Below are 17,199 nucleotides of genomic sequence, written 5' to 3'. Positions count from 1 at the left end.
CATCTGCACCTTTCATCCTCCCACTCGCAGCCGAGCGCCAATTCCTTAAAGTTTCAAATTTGATTATCTTTAGAATTATTTTCTTACAAACAGGATCCTAACCAGATACAACCGGTGCCAGGCACTGCCCTTATTAAAATGATAAATATGAGCGCAAGACTTCACTTCCTTCATAGGATACTTATACTGGTCATCCTAACGGCTATTCTTTGTGGCTGTAGCGACAAGAAAAAGGAAGCAAAATATGTTATAGGATTTTCACAATGCGTTGGCTCAGATCTGTGGAGGAGAACCATGCTGGAAGAGATGAAAATGGAGCTTTCGCTGCATCCGGGTGCCACATTGGTATATAGAGATGCAAACAACAGCAATAGAAAACAAATCGCACAGGTAGGGGAACTATTAAAAATGAATATTGACCTGTTGATTATATCCCCTAACGAGGCCCGGCCACTCACTCCAATTGTTGAACAAGCTTATAATAGTGGCATTCCTGTGGTTATTATCGATAGGAAAACATCATCTTCCGCTTATACCGCTTATGTCGGTGCAGACAACTATCAGATTGGCAAGATGGCCGGGCAATATGTATCCGGTCTGCTTAAAGGGAAAGGAAATATTCTGGAAATCATGGGACTTCCCGGCTCCTCTCCCACAATAGAGCGCCAGAGAGGATTTGCCGAAGGGCTCCAAAAATCCGCTGATATTCGAATTTCGAATCAGATCTATGGCGATTGGTTAAAATCGCACGCTATTGATGAACTGCTGAAAATGAAGGAGACATTGCGTACCACAGACCTAATTTTTGCTCACAATGACCAGATGGCTTCTGCAGCCAGGGAAGCGTTAGATAAACTCGGAATAAAAAGGAAGGTGGCCATTATAGGTATAGATGCGCTACCTGGACAAGGGGGTGGCCTCCAGATGATTGATGGCAAAGTGATAGATGCCAGCATGCTTTATCCAACGGGAGGCAAAGAGGCAATTTCCACAGCATTCCGTATCCTTGGAAAAGAATCCATCCTCAAAGAAAATATCCTTCAGTCTGTGGTCATAGATTCATCGAATGTTCAGCTCATGAAACTGCAGTGGAACAAATTTAGCAGCCAGCAGAGAGATATTGAGCGGCAACAATCACTCCTGGCTGAACAACGTTCTTTGTTTGACAATCAACAGCTTACATTAAACATCACTGTGGTTACCCTGGTGCTCTCTGTGGTTTTTGGGGGACTTGCTTTTTTCTCCCTACTGGAAAACAGGAAGATCAACAAAAACCTGGAGGCGAATAACCTGGAAATCCTTAACCAGCGTAATAAGCTTATTGAGATGTCTGAAAAGGCTAAAGAAGCGACAGAGGCCAAACTGAACTTCTTCACCAATATATCTCATGAATTCCGCACCCCCCTTACCCTGATACTCTCTCCCCTGGAAGATCTGCTTAATAATGAAAAAATTAATACCCTTGCAGGAAAAAACCTAAAACTGATCAATAAAAATGTTTTTCGCCTGCTGCGCCTGATCAACCAGCTCATTGAGTACAGGAAGATTGAGTATGGTAAGATGCGCATAAGATCGACATCTAACAATATTATAGATTTCATTGCAGACATCATTGAGACCTTTCAGCTCGCTGCAAAAAAACAGAACATAGACCTCAGACTTTTCACTAAAGAATCGGATATAACAGTATGGTTTGACGTGAACATGTTCGATAAGGTAATCTTCAACCTGATATCTAACGCATTAAAATTTACTCCAGCCAATGGAACGGTTCACGTTACAGTGAGTAAAGACGATGCTCATATCTCTATCAAAGTGGAAGACAATGGACCTGGAATGGATCGGGAAGAAATCCTCCATATATTTGAACATTTTTATCAGGCAGACTCGAACGCAAGAAAAGGATCTGGATTGGGCCTTTCCCTTTCGAAGGAACTGATGAATCTTTTACATGGAGACCTAACCGTAGAAAGCCGGAAATGGCAGGGTACTATATTTACCGTCACCCTCCCCCTTGGGTCATCACACCTTCGGGAAGAAGAGAAGTACACCCAACAGGCGGAAAGAGAAGAACTTTATGAAAATGCGAAAATCTATACGAGCGAACTAGAGCATCTCAATAGAGAAAAGAATCATGATTTGTTGCGTGAATTAAAAGAACGGTCGGTATTGATAATCGAAGACAATGCAGACCTTCTGCATTATCTGGCTGAGAAACTTGATGAGGAATACGAGGTATTTATTGCAAATACTGGAGAGAGCGGGATCACTTCTGCCTACGAGCAAGTCCCAGATCTGATTATCTGCGATGTGGTACTTCCAGATCTTTCAGGGAAGAAAATTACAGAGAAGCTCAAATCCGACATTCGTACATCTCATATCCCCATCATCCTGCTCACCGCACAGGGCAGTGTAGAACAGCAGATCAATGGTTTCGAGAGTATGGCAGATGCCTATATCGTAAAACCTTTCAATTATGAATATTTACTGGCTACTGTGCGGAACCTGATGAAAAACAGACTCCTGCTAAAGTCTCATTACACAAGCGACATCAGCTCTGGAAACAGGCAACCTATTTCAAAAAGCCTGGATAAAAAATTTGTAAATGATTTTTCCGGTCTCGTGGAGCAGAACTTAAGCAATGAAAACTTCAGTGTAGAGGAGATCAGTAAAGCCCTGGGAGTTTCAAGGGTACAGTTATACAGAAAAGTAAAGGCCTTGCTCGATTGCAGTGTAACAGATTACATCATAAACAGAAGACTAAAAAAGGCAAAATTTCTATTGATCAATGAAAGGTATACAATCGCAGAAATCACCTATATGGTCGGATTCTCTTCACCAAATTACTTTTCGACGGTATTCAAATCGAAATATGGCATGAGACCAAGTGAGTTTAAGAGAAACCAATCCCCAACCCAATAGCTAAATTTGAAAATGTGTTGCATTTCACTTACAGACTTAGAGCCTGTTTAAATTTTATTATAAATTATTAGTATGCCAGTCTGTCCAAAGGACTCCTGTGGAGAGCGTAGTCGAAGACCCGTTTTTCGATACATTAAAAGCAATCGACTCCGCTACCATTGACAGACCTCCATAGAAAGGTCGTCATTGCGAGGCACGAAGCAATCTTAATGCGCACACTAGTAGCGATCGTTGTAAGATTGCTTCGTCGGCTGAAAAAGCCTTCTCGCAATGACGATTCCTCGCAGCTTACAATACGCTAAAAATCCTTATATCATTTATATTGATTTTTATACAATAAATTACCCCCCAGTGTGACAAAAACGTTAGATAAGTAAAATAATTGTATCAAACTTAAACAAGCTCTTAAACTATTTTAACTATAACCGTTAGTTCCAGATCGAAAATAGATGGAGAATACTGCCTTTATTTTACCGTCCAATAAGGCGAATCTGTTCTGGCGGTTGAAAGATAATCTTCRATTTTCTTTACAATATCAGGATGGGCAGCAGCCACGTCATTGGTTTCGCCAATATCCGTATTAATGTCGTAAAGTTCGAGTTTATGATGTCTTTTCACCCCTTTCCACCGACCATAACGCACGCCCTGCTCAAAGCCCAATTCAAAAAACTCCCAGTATAGAAAGCGGTCAGTTTTAACCTTGCTGCCCTTAATAACCGGGTATATACTAGTGCCGTCTGTACGGAATCCAGTTGTTTTACCGGCAATCTCTCCAAAAGTTGGCATGATATCAGGGAAATACCCTGGTACATCACTTGTTTTCGGCGCATTTTTAATAAAGGGCGCCCATGCGATAAACGGAATCCTGATCCCTCCATCGTACATATCCCTTTTGTACCCTTTAAGTTTACCGTTCGAATCAAAGAATTCGGATACCGCTTTCAGCTGACTGGTCGGCTCCGACCTTGGGCCGTTATCTGATGCAAAAAATACAATTGTATTCTCAGACAAGCCACTTTTAATCAGGTAATCTTTTATTTTACCTACCGACTGGTCTAAATAATATACCATAGCCGCATAGGTCTTCATATCTTCAGGCCAGTTTTTATTCTTATAGATGGCCTGGTCTGGCACATCCAGCGGTGAATGCGGATTATTAAAGTTCAACATTAAAAAGAAAGGCTTTTTATTATCTTTTTGGGTTTCCAGATAAGCCAGTGCTTCATCTGTACAGATATTGGTTTCGTAATAGCCTTTTCTTGCATTGGTATTTGCTTCTACCTTCAGGAGCTTACCATTCACATAACGGTGATCAGGCCAATAAGTGCTTGCGTAGGTTGAGGGAATATTGATCAGCCATCCCGAAAATTTATCGAAGCCCCTTTGTAAAGGTGTAGCGAGCGAATCATATCCATCCACATGCCATTTTCCCACCAGCGAAGTATTATAACCGGCATCCTGCATCAGGTTTCCTATAGTATAATCATCCTTGGTAAGATTGGCCCGGTACACCACATTTTTTCCTTTTTTCCCCGCGAGCCCTCCTTGTTCGGTTGCATTGCCCCTAATTGTAGCATGCCCGGTATTGAGACCTGTGAGAATAGATCCCCGTGAGGGTGAACAGACCGGAGCACCGGCATAAAAATCGGTAAACCGTGTTCCTTCATTGGCCAGCTTATCTATGTTGGGCGTGAGGATCTGTTTTTGGCCGTAAACACCAACATCTCCATAACCCAGATCATCGGCCAAAATAAAAACAATGTTGGGCTTTTGCCCAGCCTTTCGCTGGGCAAATATTGCACCACTATACAGCAACGAAAAACCTATGATGATTAAACTTCTTTTGATCATTTTATTGAATTGAGGTCTTATTCTTCCCATAATATACTAGTTATAGCCCGGATTTTGAGTATAAAGGCCAGGTGCAGTCTGAATTTCTGCCGCAGGCACCGGATAAATGACATAGTTCGTCACAATTTCATTAATTTTCGTGATCGCATCGGCTACTCTCCAGGCATTCATCTGCGAGACGGCCAGACCTTCGCGCACAAGGTCGTTCCAGCGGAGCCCTTCGCCTAAAAACTCCCTTTGCCGCTCCTGCATCAGGGTCTGAATATTTACATTCGATAATGCACCTACGCCAGCCCTGGCCCGCACCCTGTTCACAGCCGCGTCTACATCACTTTGAGTGCCCGCCGCACCATGAAGGATGCATTCGGCTTTCATGAGCAATATATCGGTATAACGTAGTACGATAAAATTAATCGGCCAGTCTTTGCCCGACAGGCCCTTTTTGGCCACATCGATGTATTTTTTGATAAAAGGACCAGTGGTATAGGTAGTTGCTACATTGAAAGGATACCGAAGATCTGTTCCGCTAACCGTGTTAGTGGTATATGAATTGACCAAACTTTTTGATACCGGAAAAGTACTGGCTCCATAACCATTTCCAAAACTATTGGAAATACCATTACTGGTCCAATAAGCTACAGGTACCAAATGGGAAGGAAAACCTGCTCCGTTTAAACTCGAAGCAAACTGTACATCAAACACCACTTCACTATTGTTTTCGTTGGTATAGGAAAAGATTGATGCATAATTGGAGGCAAAACTATAGGGACTCCCGGTAAGTACTGCATCGAACAAAGCAGCGGCCTTATCATATTCATTGCTGTTAAGGCCAGGTCCGTTTATACCATATGTTGGGGCCGATTTGGTGAGATAAACCAATCCCAGCAGCCCTTTTGCAGCATAGGAAGTTGGTCTTCCAAGGTCAATCCCTGTAAAAGTTGCGGGTAAGTTGGCCGCTGCATACTGCAGATCAGATTCGATCAGTGCATAAACATCAGCTACCGGACTACGTGGAATGCTTGCTACTTCCACAGCGCTTTTTACCGTCGATATTAATGGCACTTGGCCAAAAGTCCTGACCAGAGAAAAATAATAGAATGCCCTTAAGAAACGGACTTCGGCGGCATACCTTGTTGCATTTGCGACAGTAAGCACACTTCCTTTGGTTTCTAATGCTGCCAGAACGGTATTCGCATTATATATGCCATTGAAATTGGCTTTCCAGGCTGTAGTGATAAATCCTGTTGTGGTAATACTCGGTGTAAAATTATTGATCCCGTCCCAATCACGGTTACCATCAGAAGTCGCATTTAAGTTGTCGCTGCGCATTTCACTGAGCCATAGTGCCTGACTGGGATAGTTGCTCAACTGGGAATACACCCCATTTACAGCCTGAAGAAAGTCGTTATTATTGGTAAAAAAATTCKCTGTAGCCAAACTCGACTCTGGTGTTTGATTTAATTGTTTTTCGCAACTGCCCAACAGCAGTATCGCGGAGAACAGGGTTAAGTATATTTTCGTTTTCATCTTATTCTACTAAAAGCCAATGTTTATTCCAATTGAAGCTGTTTTACTTAATGGTGCGGAACCGTAATCGCCTGATATTGCATAGCTGGCATCGCCACTTACGTTCGTATTCTGCGCCTCTGGATTCGCCCCCCCTTTATATTTATCATGAGAGAAATAGTTTTCCAATGTCACAAATATTCGTGCCGAAGAAATGCCAGGAGTTTTGATCAATCCCTTCAGGTTATAGCCCAAGGTAATGTTCTGCACGCGAAAGAAATCGCTGGAGTAAACCCAATCAGAGGTTACATTTGGATAAGTATAGTTTGCGCCCAGCCTGCCCCTTGGTGCATCCGGATTGGGATCTGCTGCCGTCCAGTGGTCTCTCCATACCCCAAGAACATTTGCGGTTGTACTTCCCGAAAAGTCGATTGCACGGCCCAGATAGGAAAGTATCGAACCTCCATGCTGGCCATATAGCTGTATACCAAGGTCGAAATTCCCATATTTAAAATTGTTTGACCAACCCCAGGTATATTTGGGAGAAGGCTGTCCGCCAACTACCCTATCGGCAGCACTGATTTTTCCATCGCCATTGGTATCAACGTATTTCGCATCGCCAATTTTCTGTCCGGATACTTTTGCCACAGCCGGATTGGCAATATCAGCAGCTGTTAAAATTCCATCGGTTTTAGTGATGTAATAGCTGAAAGCAGGGAGTCCTTCCCTTAGCAGATATGGCGCATTGCTACCGCTATAGGCAGAAGCGATTTCGATATCGGCATGTGTTGGGCCAAGATCGGTTATGGCATTTTTGTTAAAGGCAATATTGGCGCTCATTGTCCAGGTGAAATTGGCTGTTTTAACGTTTACCGTATTCAGTCCAAACTCCAATCCTTTGTTCACCACCGCACCTATATTTTGTAAACTTGTACTGAAACCACTTGCTGATAGTACCGGCAGGTTTAACAACAGATCGGTATTCTTTTTATGATAGGCATCGAAGGTGAAATTGATCCTGTTGGCCAAAAGGCTGAGGTCTAAACCAAGATCGTAGGTGTTGGATGTTTCCCATTTCAGCGCTTTATTGGCAAGGCCCGAAACCACCTGCCCGGTAGCCGTTGTTGGTGTATTGCCGCCAAATACGTAATTCGAATTTATCAGGGTGCTTATGGCATTATAGTCGCCAATGTTGTTGTTGCCCGATTTACCCCAGCTTAACCTTAGTTTTAACTCACTAATGGCTTTAACATCTTTAAGAAAAGACTCTTCTGAAACTTTCCATCCGGCAGATACCGAAGGAAAGGTTCCCCAGCGGTTTTCAGATCCAAATTTAGAAGAGGCATCCCTTCTGATGGTACCAGATAAGAGGTATCTATCCTTAAAAGCATACTGTAATCTGCTGTAATAAGAGAATAAGGTGTTATTAGCTGCGGTTGAAGTTCCTGTAGTGGTTACTCCTGCAGCGTTGGCAATGGCATTACTTAAGGTTTTGATGATATCGTTGGCAAAACCTCCGGCCGTTGCAAGGCTTACCCCTTCGGTATGTACGATGTTATAGGATACTCCTGCAATGGCAGAAATCTTGTGGACACCGGCAATTGTTGTGGTATAGTTAAGGGTATTCTCGTTAAGAAAGTTTTGTTTCTTGGTTACCGCGTAAGAGCCGGTTGAGTAAAGACCAGGATTGGTTAATAAAGCTGATGCTGCACCAACGGTAACCTGATCGGATGTATATTTTGAAGTATTTCGATCAACGTTATCATAATTTACGCTCGACCTTAATGATAGGCCTTTAACTATTTGATAATCTGCATATATCGAAGCCAATAATCTTGAGGTTTTTACCTTGTTCATTGCGGTTTCCAGATAGGCATACGGACTGATTAATCTTGGGCTCGCCCAGGTGTAGGTACTGTTTCCATAAGCGCCAGAATTTAAGCCTGCCGAACTTTCAACTACCGGCACCATCTGCAAGGCATTCATGAGCTGATTGTCCTTACCTTCCCCCGGAGGTGCATTATTAACAGAATAAGATGGCGCAAGGTTGATCCCGAATTTAAGCTTCTTACTGGCATTGGCCTCCACATTGGCCCTTAAACCATAGTTCTTAAAATTGGAATTAATCAACGTTCCGTTTTGGTTAAGAACGTTACCTGAAATAAAGTAAGTCACATTTTCTGCCCCTCCACTTGCTGAAACCTCATAATTTTGATAAGGTGCACTGGTGAAGATTGCATCCTGCCAATCTACATAATCAAGTCCGGGGTGTCCAGGCTGTGCCCATCTCGGATCGGTCATAAAAGAGGTGTTAATGGTACCTGGTGCAAGGCCTAAAATAGCGGCTCTTTCAGCATTGGTTTGGGTAGCAGTTCTTCCTGTACCAGAAGCTACCCATGCATTGTTGGCCAGTTCTGTTGCCTGGGCAACCCACTCATCAGCACTCAGCATATCGATCTTTCTGGCTACCGAACTAATACCTGCATTCGCATTCACACTAATCCTTGGTTTGCCCGCAACACCTTTTTTGGTTGTGATAATTACTACCCCATTTGCGGCACGCGAACCGTAAATGGCTCCCGCAGCGGCATCTTTTAATACCTGAACACTCTCGATATCGTTAGGGTTGAGGTTATCTAGTGGACTGTTCGAAATACCTCCGGAGGCATTCTGACTGGCTACATCCAAAGGAAAGCCATCCAATACATAAAGGGGTTCATTACCTGCCGTGATAGAGCCAGCCCCACGTACCTGGATACTTAAACCAGCTCCTGGCGTGCCACTTTGCTGCCTTACCTGAACGCCGGCCATCTGGCCGATAAGCGCCTGTTCAACTCTTGATATCGGCTTTTCTTCTACTGCTTTTGCGTTAAAAGTGGCTACTGAGCCCAATACATCGCTTTTTCTTTGCGTACCGTATCCTACCACAAGTACTTCTTCAAGCTTACTTTGATCAGGATCAAGTTTTACTGAGAGCGGCTGGCCTTTGTAAACCACTTCCTGTGTTTTATAACCTACATAGGTAAAAACCAACGTAGGCTGATTTAGCTCGGTAACCAGTTGAAATTCGCCATCGGGATTGGTTGATACCACCTGGGCAGTTCCCTTGATCCTAACGCTTACGCCAGGCAGGGGAAGGTTCCTTTCATCGATTACTTTTCCCTTAATTGTAACAGTCTGCGATCGTAGGTCAGAGATATTTGAAATCTCAAAAGAAGCACCGAGAAAATTATATACTGTCAAATTTGCCACAACGGCTACCTTTGGATGAGAGAGGAGGTTAATATTTTGTTCTTCGCCGCTTCTTTTTGCCCTGGCCTGCAGAACAGAGGAAATCAGAAGAATTCCCGTTAGGCAGGGCAATAAAAGTATTTTTGACAAAGATTTACTATGCGAGTCCTTCCTGGACTTTCCGCTTATTTTCATAATTTATATTGTTTTATGCCAATCATGAAACTGCAACAAGCTTTAGGAATATGAAAAATTCCCGTGCAGAATTCATAATTTTGACATGATCATTGAATGAACTGACCGGATGCAACGCCAATTGATCTCCGGCAATGGTCGAAATTTGGGGAGAATGCAAAAACGCATTTTCCCTTATTTATATTCAGTAACTATCTTATTTTTTGTAAGCTCCTTTCTATACCTTTGGGTATTGTGTTTTATAATTGATTTTATTTATCCATTCAATAATTTCCAATCGGTCAGCGACTCCTTTATTTCATTCCCATATCATGTTAAGATTATACAGAGGTCATGACTTTAGCATATCTACTTAGGTTTGATTATTTCCCTTCCATGCGGTCATTTAAAAAAAACAAAAACTAGAGAAGAGACTAAAAACTAGAGAAAACCAGGTTCAACAACGGCAACCAAAGCTATTGTAGGATGTATTAGAGATCGGATTAAGGGGACAAGTAACTGTTTCGAACATCATAATATATTAAATCTATAGTATTAGTAGACAAAATTATATTATCTTAACATAGCCTACAAACATTTAACAAAATTTACGACTTTGATAATTTTTCAACTTCCGGCAACGATGGCATAACAATTTATATGCTTAAAAATTATTCTATTCATAAAACAATCTTTGTTATTCCTTATTAAAATATTTGATGGCAAAGGCTACAAAACCATTTTGATAAAAAGTGCCGATGTGAAAGTACTTGGTCAAACTTCGGGAGAATGGGTGAGCCTTGGCAAATATTCATTTTCGGGCAGTAACCAGCCATATATCGAAATCAAATCGAACGGAACAAAAGCAGTTGCCGATGCTGTGCTATTGGCCCCTTCTCCTTAGGAATTCAGTTCAAAGTAATATTAAGAGGTTGTATCATCATTATATATTTGTCATCCTGAGCTTGTCGAAGGACTTATTTAAATACGCTTTAAGGTGTTTCGACAGGCTCTCCGTAGGAGTCCTTTGGACAACATGACAGCATCTGGGCTGAATTGCCTTTATGATACAACTTCTTAATCCCTATAGAGGCTTATTACGACCAAGAAATCCCATATATAGAACCGGGCATCAAAATAATAAGAATTTAATGTTGGTATAGCGATACCAGCTCTTATGCCCTACCGTGTGTGGACATATATATTAAAGAATAGTTTAGGCATCATGCTAGCTTGCTTAGAAAAAACACAGGTTATACAGAAGAACGCCGTCAATCCCAAGTGGCAGGGAAATCAAGATATTCTTTTAATTTAAAAACTGTTCCCTATATTCAGTAGGTGTAATTCCTACTTCTTTCTTAAAAAGCCTTGAAAAGTACGGTGGGTTTTCAAATCCTAATTGATAGGCTGTTTCCGCAACAGTTTTGTCGGTACTCATCAACAAGTTTTTTGCTTCCATCACCAATGCAATGTGTATATGGTCTAATGCCGTTCTGCCCGTTTCCTGTTTTAATAAATCGCTCAAGTACCTTGCTGACAAGGATAATTCAGATGCCATATATTTTACCGTTGGCAATCCCTCTTCTTTAAGTTTGCCACTATCAAAATATGCTTTTAAATGATTGGTAAATTTCGAAACTGTTGTACCCGAAAGTACTGTCCGATTTAGAAACTGGCGTTTGTAATAACGTTGGGAATATTTTAAAATAGAATCGATATGGGTTAGCATAATGTCTCTGCTATACTCATCTTGGTTATTATAATATTCGGCCCTTATTTTATTGAACAAATCCCAAAGTATATCTTCTTCTCTGGGTGAAATGTGCAATGCCTCATTGGCTTCATAATCAAAATAACCGTATTTCTGAATACTTGAATGTAATGGATGATTGACTAAAAAATCTTCGTGAAAATAAATCATAAAACCTTTCTCGGTGAGTTCTATGTCATTCATCTGCACGATTTGATTGGGTCTTAGGAAAAACATAGAACCGTTTTCATGGTCGTACTTTGTTTTGCCATACATCACATTGCCCGACTTTACCTTCTTCAAAGCTATTTTATAGAAGCCCAGGGTAAACTCAGTTTCTACAAACTGGCACCCCTTTATATCTTCAAACGTTACTAAACCCAACATCGGATTTTCTGRCGGAAGAAAGCCATTCGTAGTATAAAGTTCGGTGATTGTTTTATAGTGCTTCATGATTTATGATGAATTAAAATTTTGATATGTGAAGGTAGACTTTTAATAAAGTAATTATTGTTTTACCCTGTTTCAAACCTCCTTCAGATAAGTCACCACTGGTACAGTTTTCAGTTTTCCATCTAAAAAATTAAAGAAACTTTTGACATAATCCTGCTCCAGATGCCATTCATAAGTTTGTTGCGATGTGTACACTGCAAAAATAACTAATGTGTTCTCACTTTCTTTTTTAGTTGTTAAAATAAATGTCTCGCAACCTTCTTCCAACAATATTTTTTCCCTTGTGGCTCTGGCTTGTGGTAAAACGGGGTTACTGAATTTCGGCTCTTTAGCTTCAATTAATTTGGTGATTTTTGAAACCACAACTTCGGGTGACTGCGCCTCGTCTATACCTTTTTGCGTTGCTGCATCTACTTTTTTTCTGTATGCATCATAGTCGGCAATATTGCCTGTTGATGCAATCGAATTGTGTCCAAGATTAGTTTTGAACCAAACAGGCTCAACCACGCTAACGCTAATATTGAATGGGTTTAATTCAAACCTCAATGATTTAAAGTACCCTTCCACAGCGTGTTTCGAAGCAGAATAATAAGATAAATTTGGTGGGCCAATCAAACCAACTATAGAACTGACGGTAATGATCTGCCCGGATTTTTGCTTTCTGAAAATAGGCAATAAAGCGTTGGTCACTTTTACTGTTCCCCAAAAATTAGTTTCAAATTGTTGCCTTGCAACAGCTATAGGCGTTTCTTCTGCAATACCAGTAACCATAAAGCCTGCATTGTTCACCAAAACATCTAACTGTTTGGTTTCATTTGCAATTTGTTCCGCAAAGGATCGAATTGAACTGTCATCATCAATATCAAGCTTTAGTAGTTTAAAAGGGAATTTCTCTTGGTACTTTTGTGGTTCACGGCTGGTGCCGATAACATTAAAACCTTTCTGATGAAGGTTTTTCGCAAGCATTAGTCCAAATCCTGACGATGCTCCTGTAATTAGAATTGTCTTACTCATTATTATAATCTTTATTTTGTTAAACGATGAAGCAAAGATGAGACAAGGACACTTTAGGTTAGTTATACAGAAGTGGGAAGATGTGATACATTTTTACGGAAGATTGCTTTTTACTGTTGTAGAGGCTTCGAATTGGCCTGCTGAATTACCGCTAATACATTATGTGGCTTCTTAAAAATAAAATGGCGAACCCCGATAGATATATTTGAATTTCTTAATTTTGTTAAATGAAAGAGAAGGTAACAAGAGCAATTTCTAAGTTTAACAATGAGCTGAAACTGCAAGGTTTTAAAGCATTTCAAATAGAAGAAGACACTGCTGACACCCGTACCTATAGCCGAAAGGAGTTCTATAAAATCTGCTTAACGACTGGAAAAAGCAGGATTCACTATTCAGATAAAACTTACGAGCAGGAAGGAACGATTCTCTTTTTTGGAAATCCGCACATCCCTTACTCCTGGGAAACCATTTCTACGGCTTATGTTGGCTATACCATTCTTTTTTCGGAAGAATTCTTTAAAAATTCCGAACGATCTGAAAGCCTGCAACAATCTTCCTTTTTTAAAATCGGCGGAACGCCTGTTTTGAAAATAACCGAAGAGCAAAGAACATTTCTCAACACCATTTTTCAGAAAATGATTACCGAACAAGAAAGTGATTATGTATTTAAAGATGAGTTGATTCGCAATTACATCAGCCTGATTATCCACGAATCACTGAAGATGGAACCTTCGGAAGGTTACGAGAAAAACAAAAATGCCTCCTCGAGATTAACTTCTGTTTTTCTGGAGTTGCTGGAAAGACAATTTCCAATTGAAACTACTGCAAATCCGCTTCAGCTAAGAACTGCACAACAGTATGCACAGCATCTGAATGTACATATCAATTACCTGAATCGTGCAGTAAAAGAAGTAACCGGAAGATCAACAACTACCCATATTACCGATCGAATTCTTACAGAAGCAAAAGCACTTTTGCAACACACCGACTGGAGCATTTCAGAAATCGCCTACGCGCTAGGATTCGACTACCCCACCTACTTCAACAATTTCTTCAAAAAAGTTACCGGAACCAATCCTACTGCATTTCGTTTAGCAGAAGTTTGATTTTCTTAATCATTGGTTTGATAATCGTTACTATCTTGCCTAAAGACAGGGCTAACTTTGTAGCTGATAATCAACTCCAAATACGATGTCAGATTCAAACCCTATTCCTGGTTCTTTGCCATCTCAAAAAGATATTTTTGAGCGGCTATTAGCTGGTGAAACCATACTTCCCACCGATCCGCAAATAGGCAGATTGAGGGAAGAAGCATTCGCAGTGAAAGAATTGCTTATTCAGATGAATAATTCCTCCAATCCTGAAGAAATCTCGAAAATACTGAGCGGAATTCTAAATAAAGAAATTCAGGATGTTACCGTCTTCACGCCGATATACATTAATTATGGCAGGCACATTAACATTGGCAAAAACGTATTCATCAATTTCGACTGCACCTTTCTGGCATTGGGCGGAATAACCATTGAAGATGATGTTTTAATTGGTCCGAAAGTCAGCCTCATTACAGAAAATCATCCATTAAATCCTCAGGAGAGAAACGGACTGATAGGCAAGTCCATTCACATCAAAAAAAACGCGTGGATTGGCGCCAGTGCGACTATTTTACCAGGTGTAACCATTGGAGAAAATGCTGTAATTGCAGCAGGAGCAGTAGTTTCAAAAGATGTTCCTGACAATACAGTTGTGGGTGGAATTCCGGCAAAGTTCATTAAAACTATTCAACCTTAAGATGATTAACGATGAAAATGAAAGCTATAATTCTGGTTCTGATGATTGGTATGCAACTTAACGCCTGTTCCAAGGATGAAAATCCTGTACAAGCGGAAACCCGGGATACGTCATCAAATACAACTAAAATGAAAATTACAATTGGCTCATCAGTTTTTACAGCAGTATTATATGACAACCCAAGTGCAGCTGCATTTAAAGCCAGGCTGCCACTTACCATAAATATGACTGAACTAAATGACAATGAAAAATACTACGATTTTCCCAGCCCGCTGCCTACAAATGCTATAGTTGGAGGTAATATAAAAGTTGGTGACCTAACGCTTTACGAAAACAATGTTTTGGTGCTTTTTTATAAAAATTTCAACAGCTCATACAGTTATACAAAACTTGGATATGTAGACAATCCTACCGGGCTTGCCCAGGCGTTGGGTAGCGGAAATGTGATCGTAAAATTTGAAAATAATTAGCATAAAATGAAAAGTAGCTATAAGCCCACTTTGCTATGGATATCTATCTCACTGACAGCACTATCCTGCAACAATCAAAATAAAGAAAATATGAAAAATGATAAAAGCGCACTAACCGAAATTTTTCCTAGGGGAGAAAAAGGCTCGAGCGCAACCTTTACCGGGAGTGCTTATCCTACCAGCTTGGTTGCTTCAGATAGCATTTACAATACATTAGTTGGCAATGTATATTTCGAACCCGGTGCCAGAAGCCATTGGCACAGTCATCCTGCGGGCCAAATCCTCATTATTACCGACGGAGTGGGCTATCATCAAATCGAAGGACAGCCTGTTGAAATCATCAAAAAAGGAAGTGTCGTAAAATGCCCACCAAATGTAAGGCATTGGCACGGAGCGAGTGCTGATGTAGGTTTGCAGCAGCTGTACATCGTTCCAAATACCGAAAAAGGCATTGTAAACTGGAAGGAAGCCGTAACAGATGAGCAATATTCAATTAATAAAAAATAAATCAAAATAAAATGAGAAAAGCATTAGCAATCGCAATACTATTCCTGGCAACAGGACAATTATTTGCACAAAAAGTAAAATCAGATTCAGAAAAAATGAATACATCAAAAGCACATTATACATTCCAACTCAGCGATAAAGTAATCCGTCAAAAAGTAAGCTTCAAAAATCGATATGGCATTACATTAAGCGGAGATTTATACCTTCCAAAAAATACAGGAACCAAAAAATTATCGGCATTGGCAATCGGCGGACCTTTTGGAGCAGTAAAACAACAATCATCAGGATTGTATGCCAATCAAATGGCAGAACGTGGTTTTGCTGTTGTGGCATTTGATCCATCTTACACCGGTGAAAGTGGTGGCGAACCAAGAAATGTAGCTTCACCGGAAATCAACACCGAAGATTTCAGTGCCGCAATTGACTTTCTGGGATTACAGAAAAATGTAGACAGAAACAAAATCGGCATCATTGGGATTTGTGGATTTGGAGGTTTTGCGTTGAATGCAACTGCGATTGACAAACGAGTGAAAGCTGTTGCCACTACAAGTTTGTACGATATGACCAGAGTAATATCGAGGGGATACAATGATGTTGTGACGCTTGAGCAAAGAACCAAAACGCTGGAAAATTTAAGCGAGCAACGTTGGAAGGATGCCGAAGCCGGAAAACCTGCAGATGGTCCGAGAAATTTACCGGAAACATTGAAAGGCGATGAACCACAATTTGTAAAAGAATATTTCGATTATTATAGAACCCCACGTGGTTTTCAGGTCAATTCAGTTAATTCAAACGGGGCCTGGCTGATTACCAATCCAATTTCATTTATGAATATGCCAATTTTAAGTTATGTGAAAGAAATTTCGCCAAGACCAATGCTAATGATTGCTGGAGAAAATGCGCATTCAAGATATTTCAGTGAAGATATTTTCAAAATTGCGAATGAACCGAAAGAATTGATTATTATTCCAAAAGCCGTTCATGTAGATTTGTATGACAAAGTGGATGTAATCCCTTTTGACAAACTGGATAGTTTCTTTAAAACTAATTTAAAGTAATGAATGGCTAAAATACTTGTTACAGGTTCTGCAGATGGGCTTGGAAAATTGGCAGCGACGCAATTAATAGCAGTGGGTCATCAGATGCTTTTGCACACAAAAAATGCACAAAGGGCAGATGAAACTGCCAAAAAAGTAAAAGGCGCAGCAGATATTCTGATTGCTGATTAATCCTGTATTGAGGAAACCCAGGCATTGGCTGAAAAAGCCAGCGCTTGGGGAACTTTTGATGTAGTGATCCATAATGTAGGAATTTATAAAGTAGAAAAAAATAGTTTAAGTATAAATAGACTGCCTCTTCTGTTTGCTTATCTAACATTTTTGTCACACTGAGGGGGTAATTATTTATAAAAATCAATATTAATGACAGGAGAATTTAAAAATTAAATCTCCTCAGATTATCGTCATTGCGAGAAGGCTTTTTCAGCCAACGAAGCAATCTTACAACTATCGCTAGTAACGAGCGCTCTAAGAT

13 protein-coding genes are annotated in these 17,199 nt (G+C 40.5%); 8 read left to right on the top strand and 5 right to left on the bottom strand.

The window, feature by feature from the left end:
- Positions 1-147 precede the first annotated feature (147 nt).
- Positions 148-2,922, top strand: a complete 2,775-nt coding sequence (locus tag AC1DND_RS06090) for a substrate-binding domain-containing protein (RefSeq protein ID WP_477579939.1) — start codon at positions 148-150, stop codon at positions 2,920-2,922.
- A 465-nt stretch (positions 2,923-3,387) separates the two neighbouring features.
- Here the strand turns inward: AC1DND_RS06090 and AC1DND_RS06085 are convergent, their stop codons facing one another.
- The 3 genes from AC1DND_RS06085 to AC1DND_RS06075 are packed head-to-tail and all read right to left on the bottom strand — an operon-like array spanning position 3,388 to position 9,660.
- A complete protein-coding gene (locus tag AC1DND_RS06085; RefSeq protein ID WP_477579938.1) occupies positions 3,388-4,803 on the bottom strand; it encodes an arylsulfatase in 1,416 nt (471 codons plus the stop codon).
- 6 nt (positions 4,804-4,809) lie between these two features.
- Positions 4,810-6,300, bottom strand: coding sequence for a RagB/SusD family nutrient uptake outer membrane protein (locus AC1DND_RS06080; RefSeq protein WP_477579937.1), 1,491 nt, complete (start codon positions 6,298-6,300; stop codon positions 4,810-4,812).
- Positions 6,301-6,309: 9 nt separating this feature from the next.
- Positions 6,310-9,660, bottom strand: coding sequence for a SusC/RagA family TonB-linked outer membrane protein (locus AC1DND_RS06075; RefSeq protein ID WP_477579935.1), 3,351 nt, complete (start codon positions 9,658-9,660; stop codon positions 6,310-6,312).
- A gap of 718 nt (positions 9,661-10,378) precedes the next feature.
- On the opposite strand from AC1DND_RS06075, the gene AC1DND_RS06070 reads away from it, so the two are divergent.
- A complete protein-coding gene (locus AC1DND_RS06070) occupies positions 10,379-10,588 on the top strand; it encodes a hypothetical protein (protein ID WP_477579934.1) in 210 nt (69 codons plus the stop codon).
- A gap of 402 nt (positions 10,589-10,990) precedes the next feature.
- Here the strand turns inward: AC1DND_RS06070 and AC1DND_RS06065 are convergent, their stop codons facing one another.
- Positions 10,991-11,887 carry a helix-turn-helix domain-containing protein gene (locus AC1DND_RS06065; protein WP_477579932.1) on the bottom strand — a complete coding sequence of 299 codons (897 nt, stop codon included), beginning with the start codon at positions 11,885-11,887 and terminating at the stop codon, positions 10,991-10,993.
- A 72-nt stretch (positions 11,888-11,959) separates the two neighbouring features.
- On the bottom strand, positions 11,960-12,901 hold the full coding sequence (locus AC1DND_RS06060; protein ID WP_477579931.1) for an SDR family NAD(P)-dependent oxidoreductase: 942 nt from the start codon (positions 12,899-12,901) through the stop codon (positions 11,960-11,962).
- A 227-nt stretch (positions 12,902-13,128) separates the two neighbouring features.
- Here AC1DND_RS06060 and AC1DND_RS06055 point away from each other — a divergent pair, with 227 nt between their 5' ends.
- The 6 genes from AC1DND_RS06055 (at position 13,129) to AC1DND_RS06030 (ending at position 16,895) form a co-directional block, all read left to right on the top strand.
- Positions 13,129-14,007, top strand: a complete 879-nt coding sequence (locus AC1DND_RS06055) for a helix-turn-helix domain-containing protein (RefSeq protein WP_477579929.1) — start codon at positions 13,129-13,131, stop codon at positions 14,005-14,007.
- An 85-nt stretch (positions 14,008-14,092) separates the two neighbouring features.
- Positions 14,093-14,689, top strand: coding sequence for a sugar O-acetyltransferase (locus tag AC1DND_RS06050; RefSeq protein WP_477579927.1), 597 nt, complete (start codon positions 14,093-14,095; stop codon positions 14,687-14,689).
- Between the two features lie 17 nt (positions 14,690-14,706).
- Positions 14,707-15,159 carry a cyclophilin-like fold protein gene (locus tag AC1DND_RS06045; RefSeq protein WP_477579925.1) on the top strand — a complete coding sequence of 151 codons (453 nt, stop codon included), beginning with the start codon at positions 14,707-14,709 and terminating at the stop codon, positions 15,157-15,159.
- A gap of 90 nt (positions 15,160-15,249) precedes the next feature.
- The gene (locus AC1DND_RS06040) at positions 15,250-15,666 is read left to right on the top strand and encodes a cupin domain-containing protein (RefSeq protein ID WP_477579924.1); all 417 of its coding nucleotides are present in this window, start codon (positions 15,250-15,252) and stop codon (positions 15,664-15,666) included.
- Between the two features lie 11 nt (positions 15,667-15,677).
- Positions 15,678-16,724, top strand: coding sequence for an alpha/beta hydrolase (locus AC1DND_RS06035; protein ID WP_477579922.1), 1,047 nt, complete (start codon positions 15,678-15,680; stop codon positions 16,722-16,724).
- 3 nt (positions 16,725-16,727) lie between these two features.
- Positions 16,728-16,895 (top strand): SDR family NAD(P)-dependent oxidoreductase, encoded by a 168-nt coding sequence (locus AC1DND_RS06030; RefSeq protein ID WP_477579920.1) that lies wholly within the window; start codon positions 16,728-16,730, stop codon positions 16,893-16,895.
- The last annotated feature ends 304 nt before the right edge of the window (positions 16,896-17,199 follow it).

Source organism: Pedobacter sp. 01N416 (assembly GCF_056399685.1).
The sequence above is the reverse complement of the archived record's forward strand: the minus strand, read 5'-3'. Positions and strand labels throughout refer to the sequence as shown.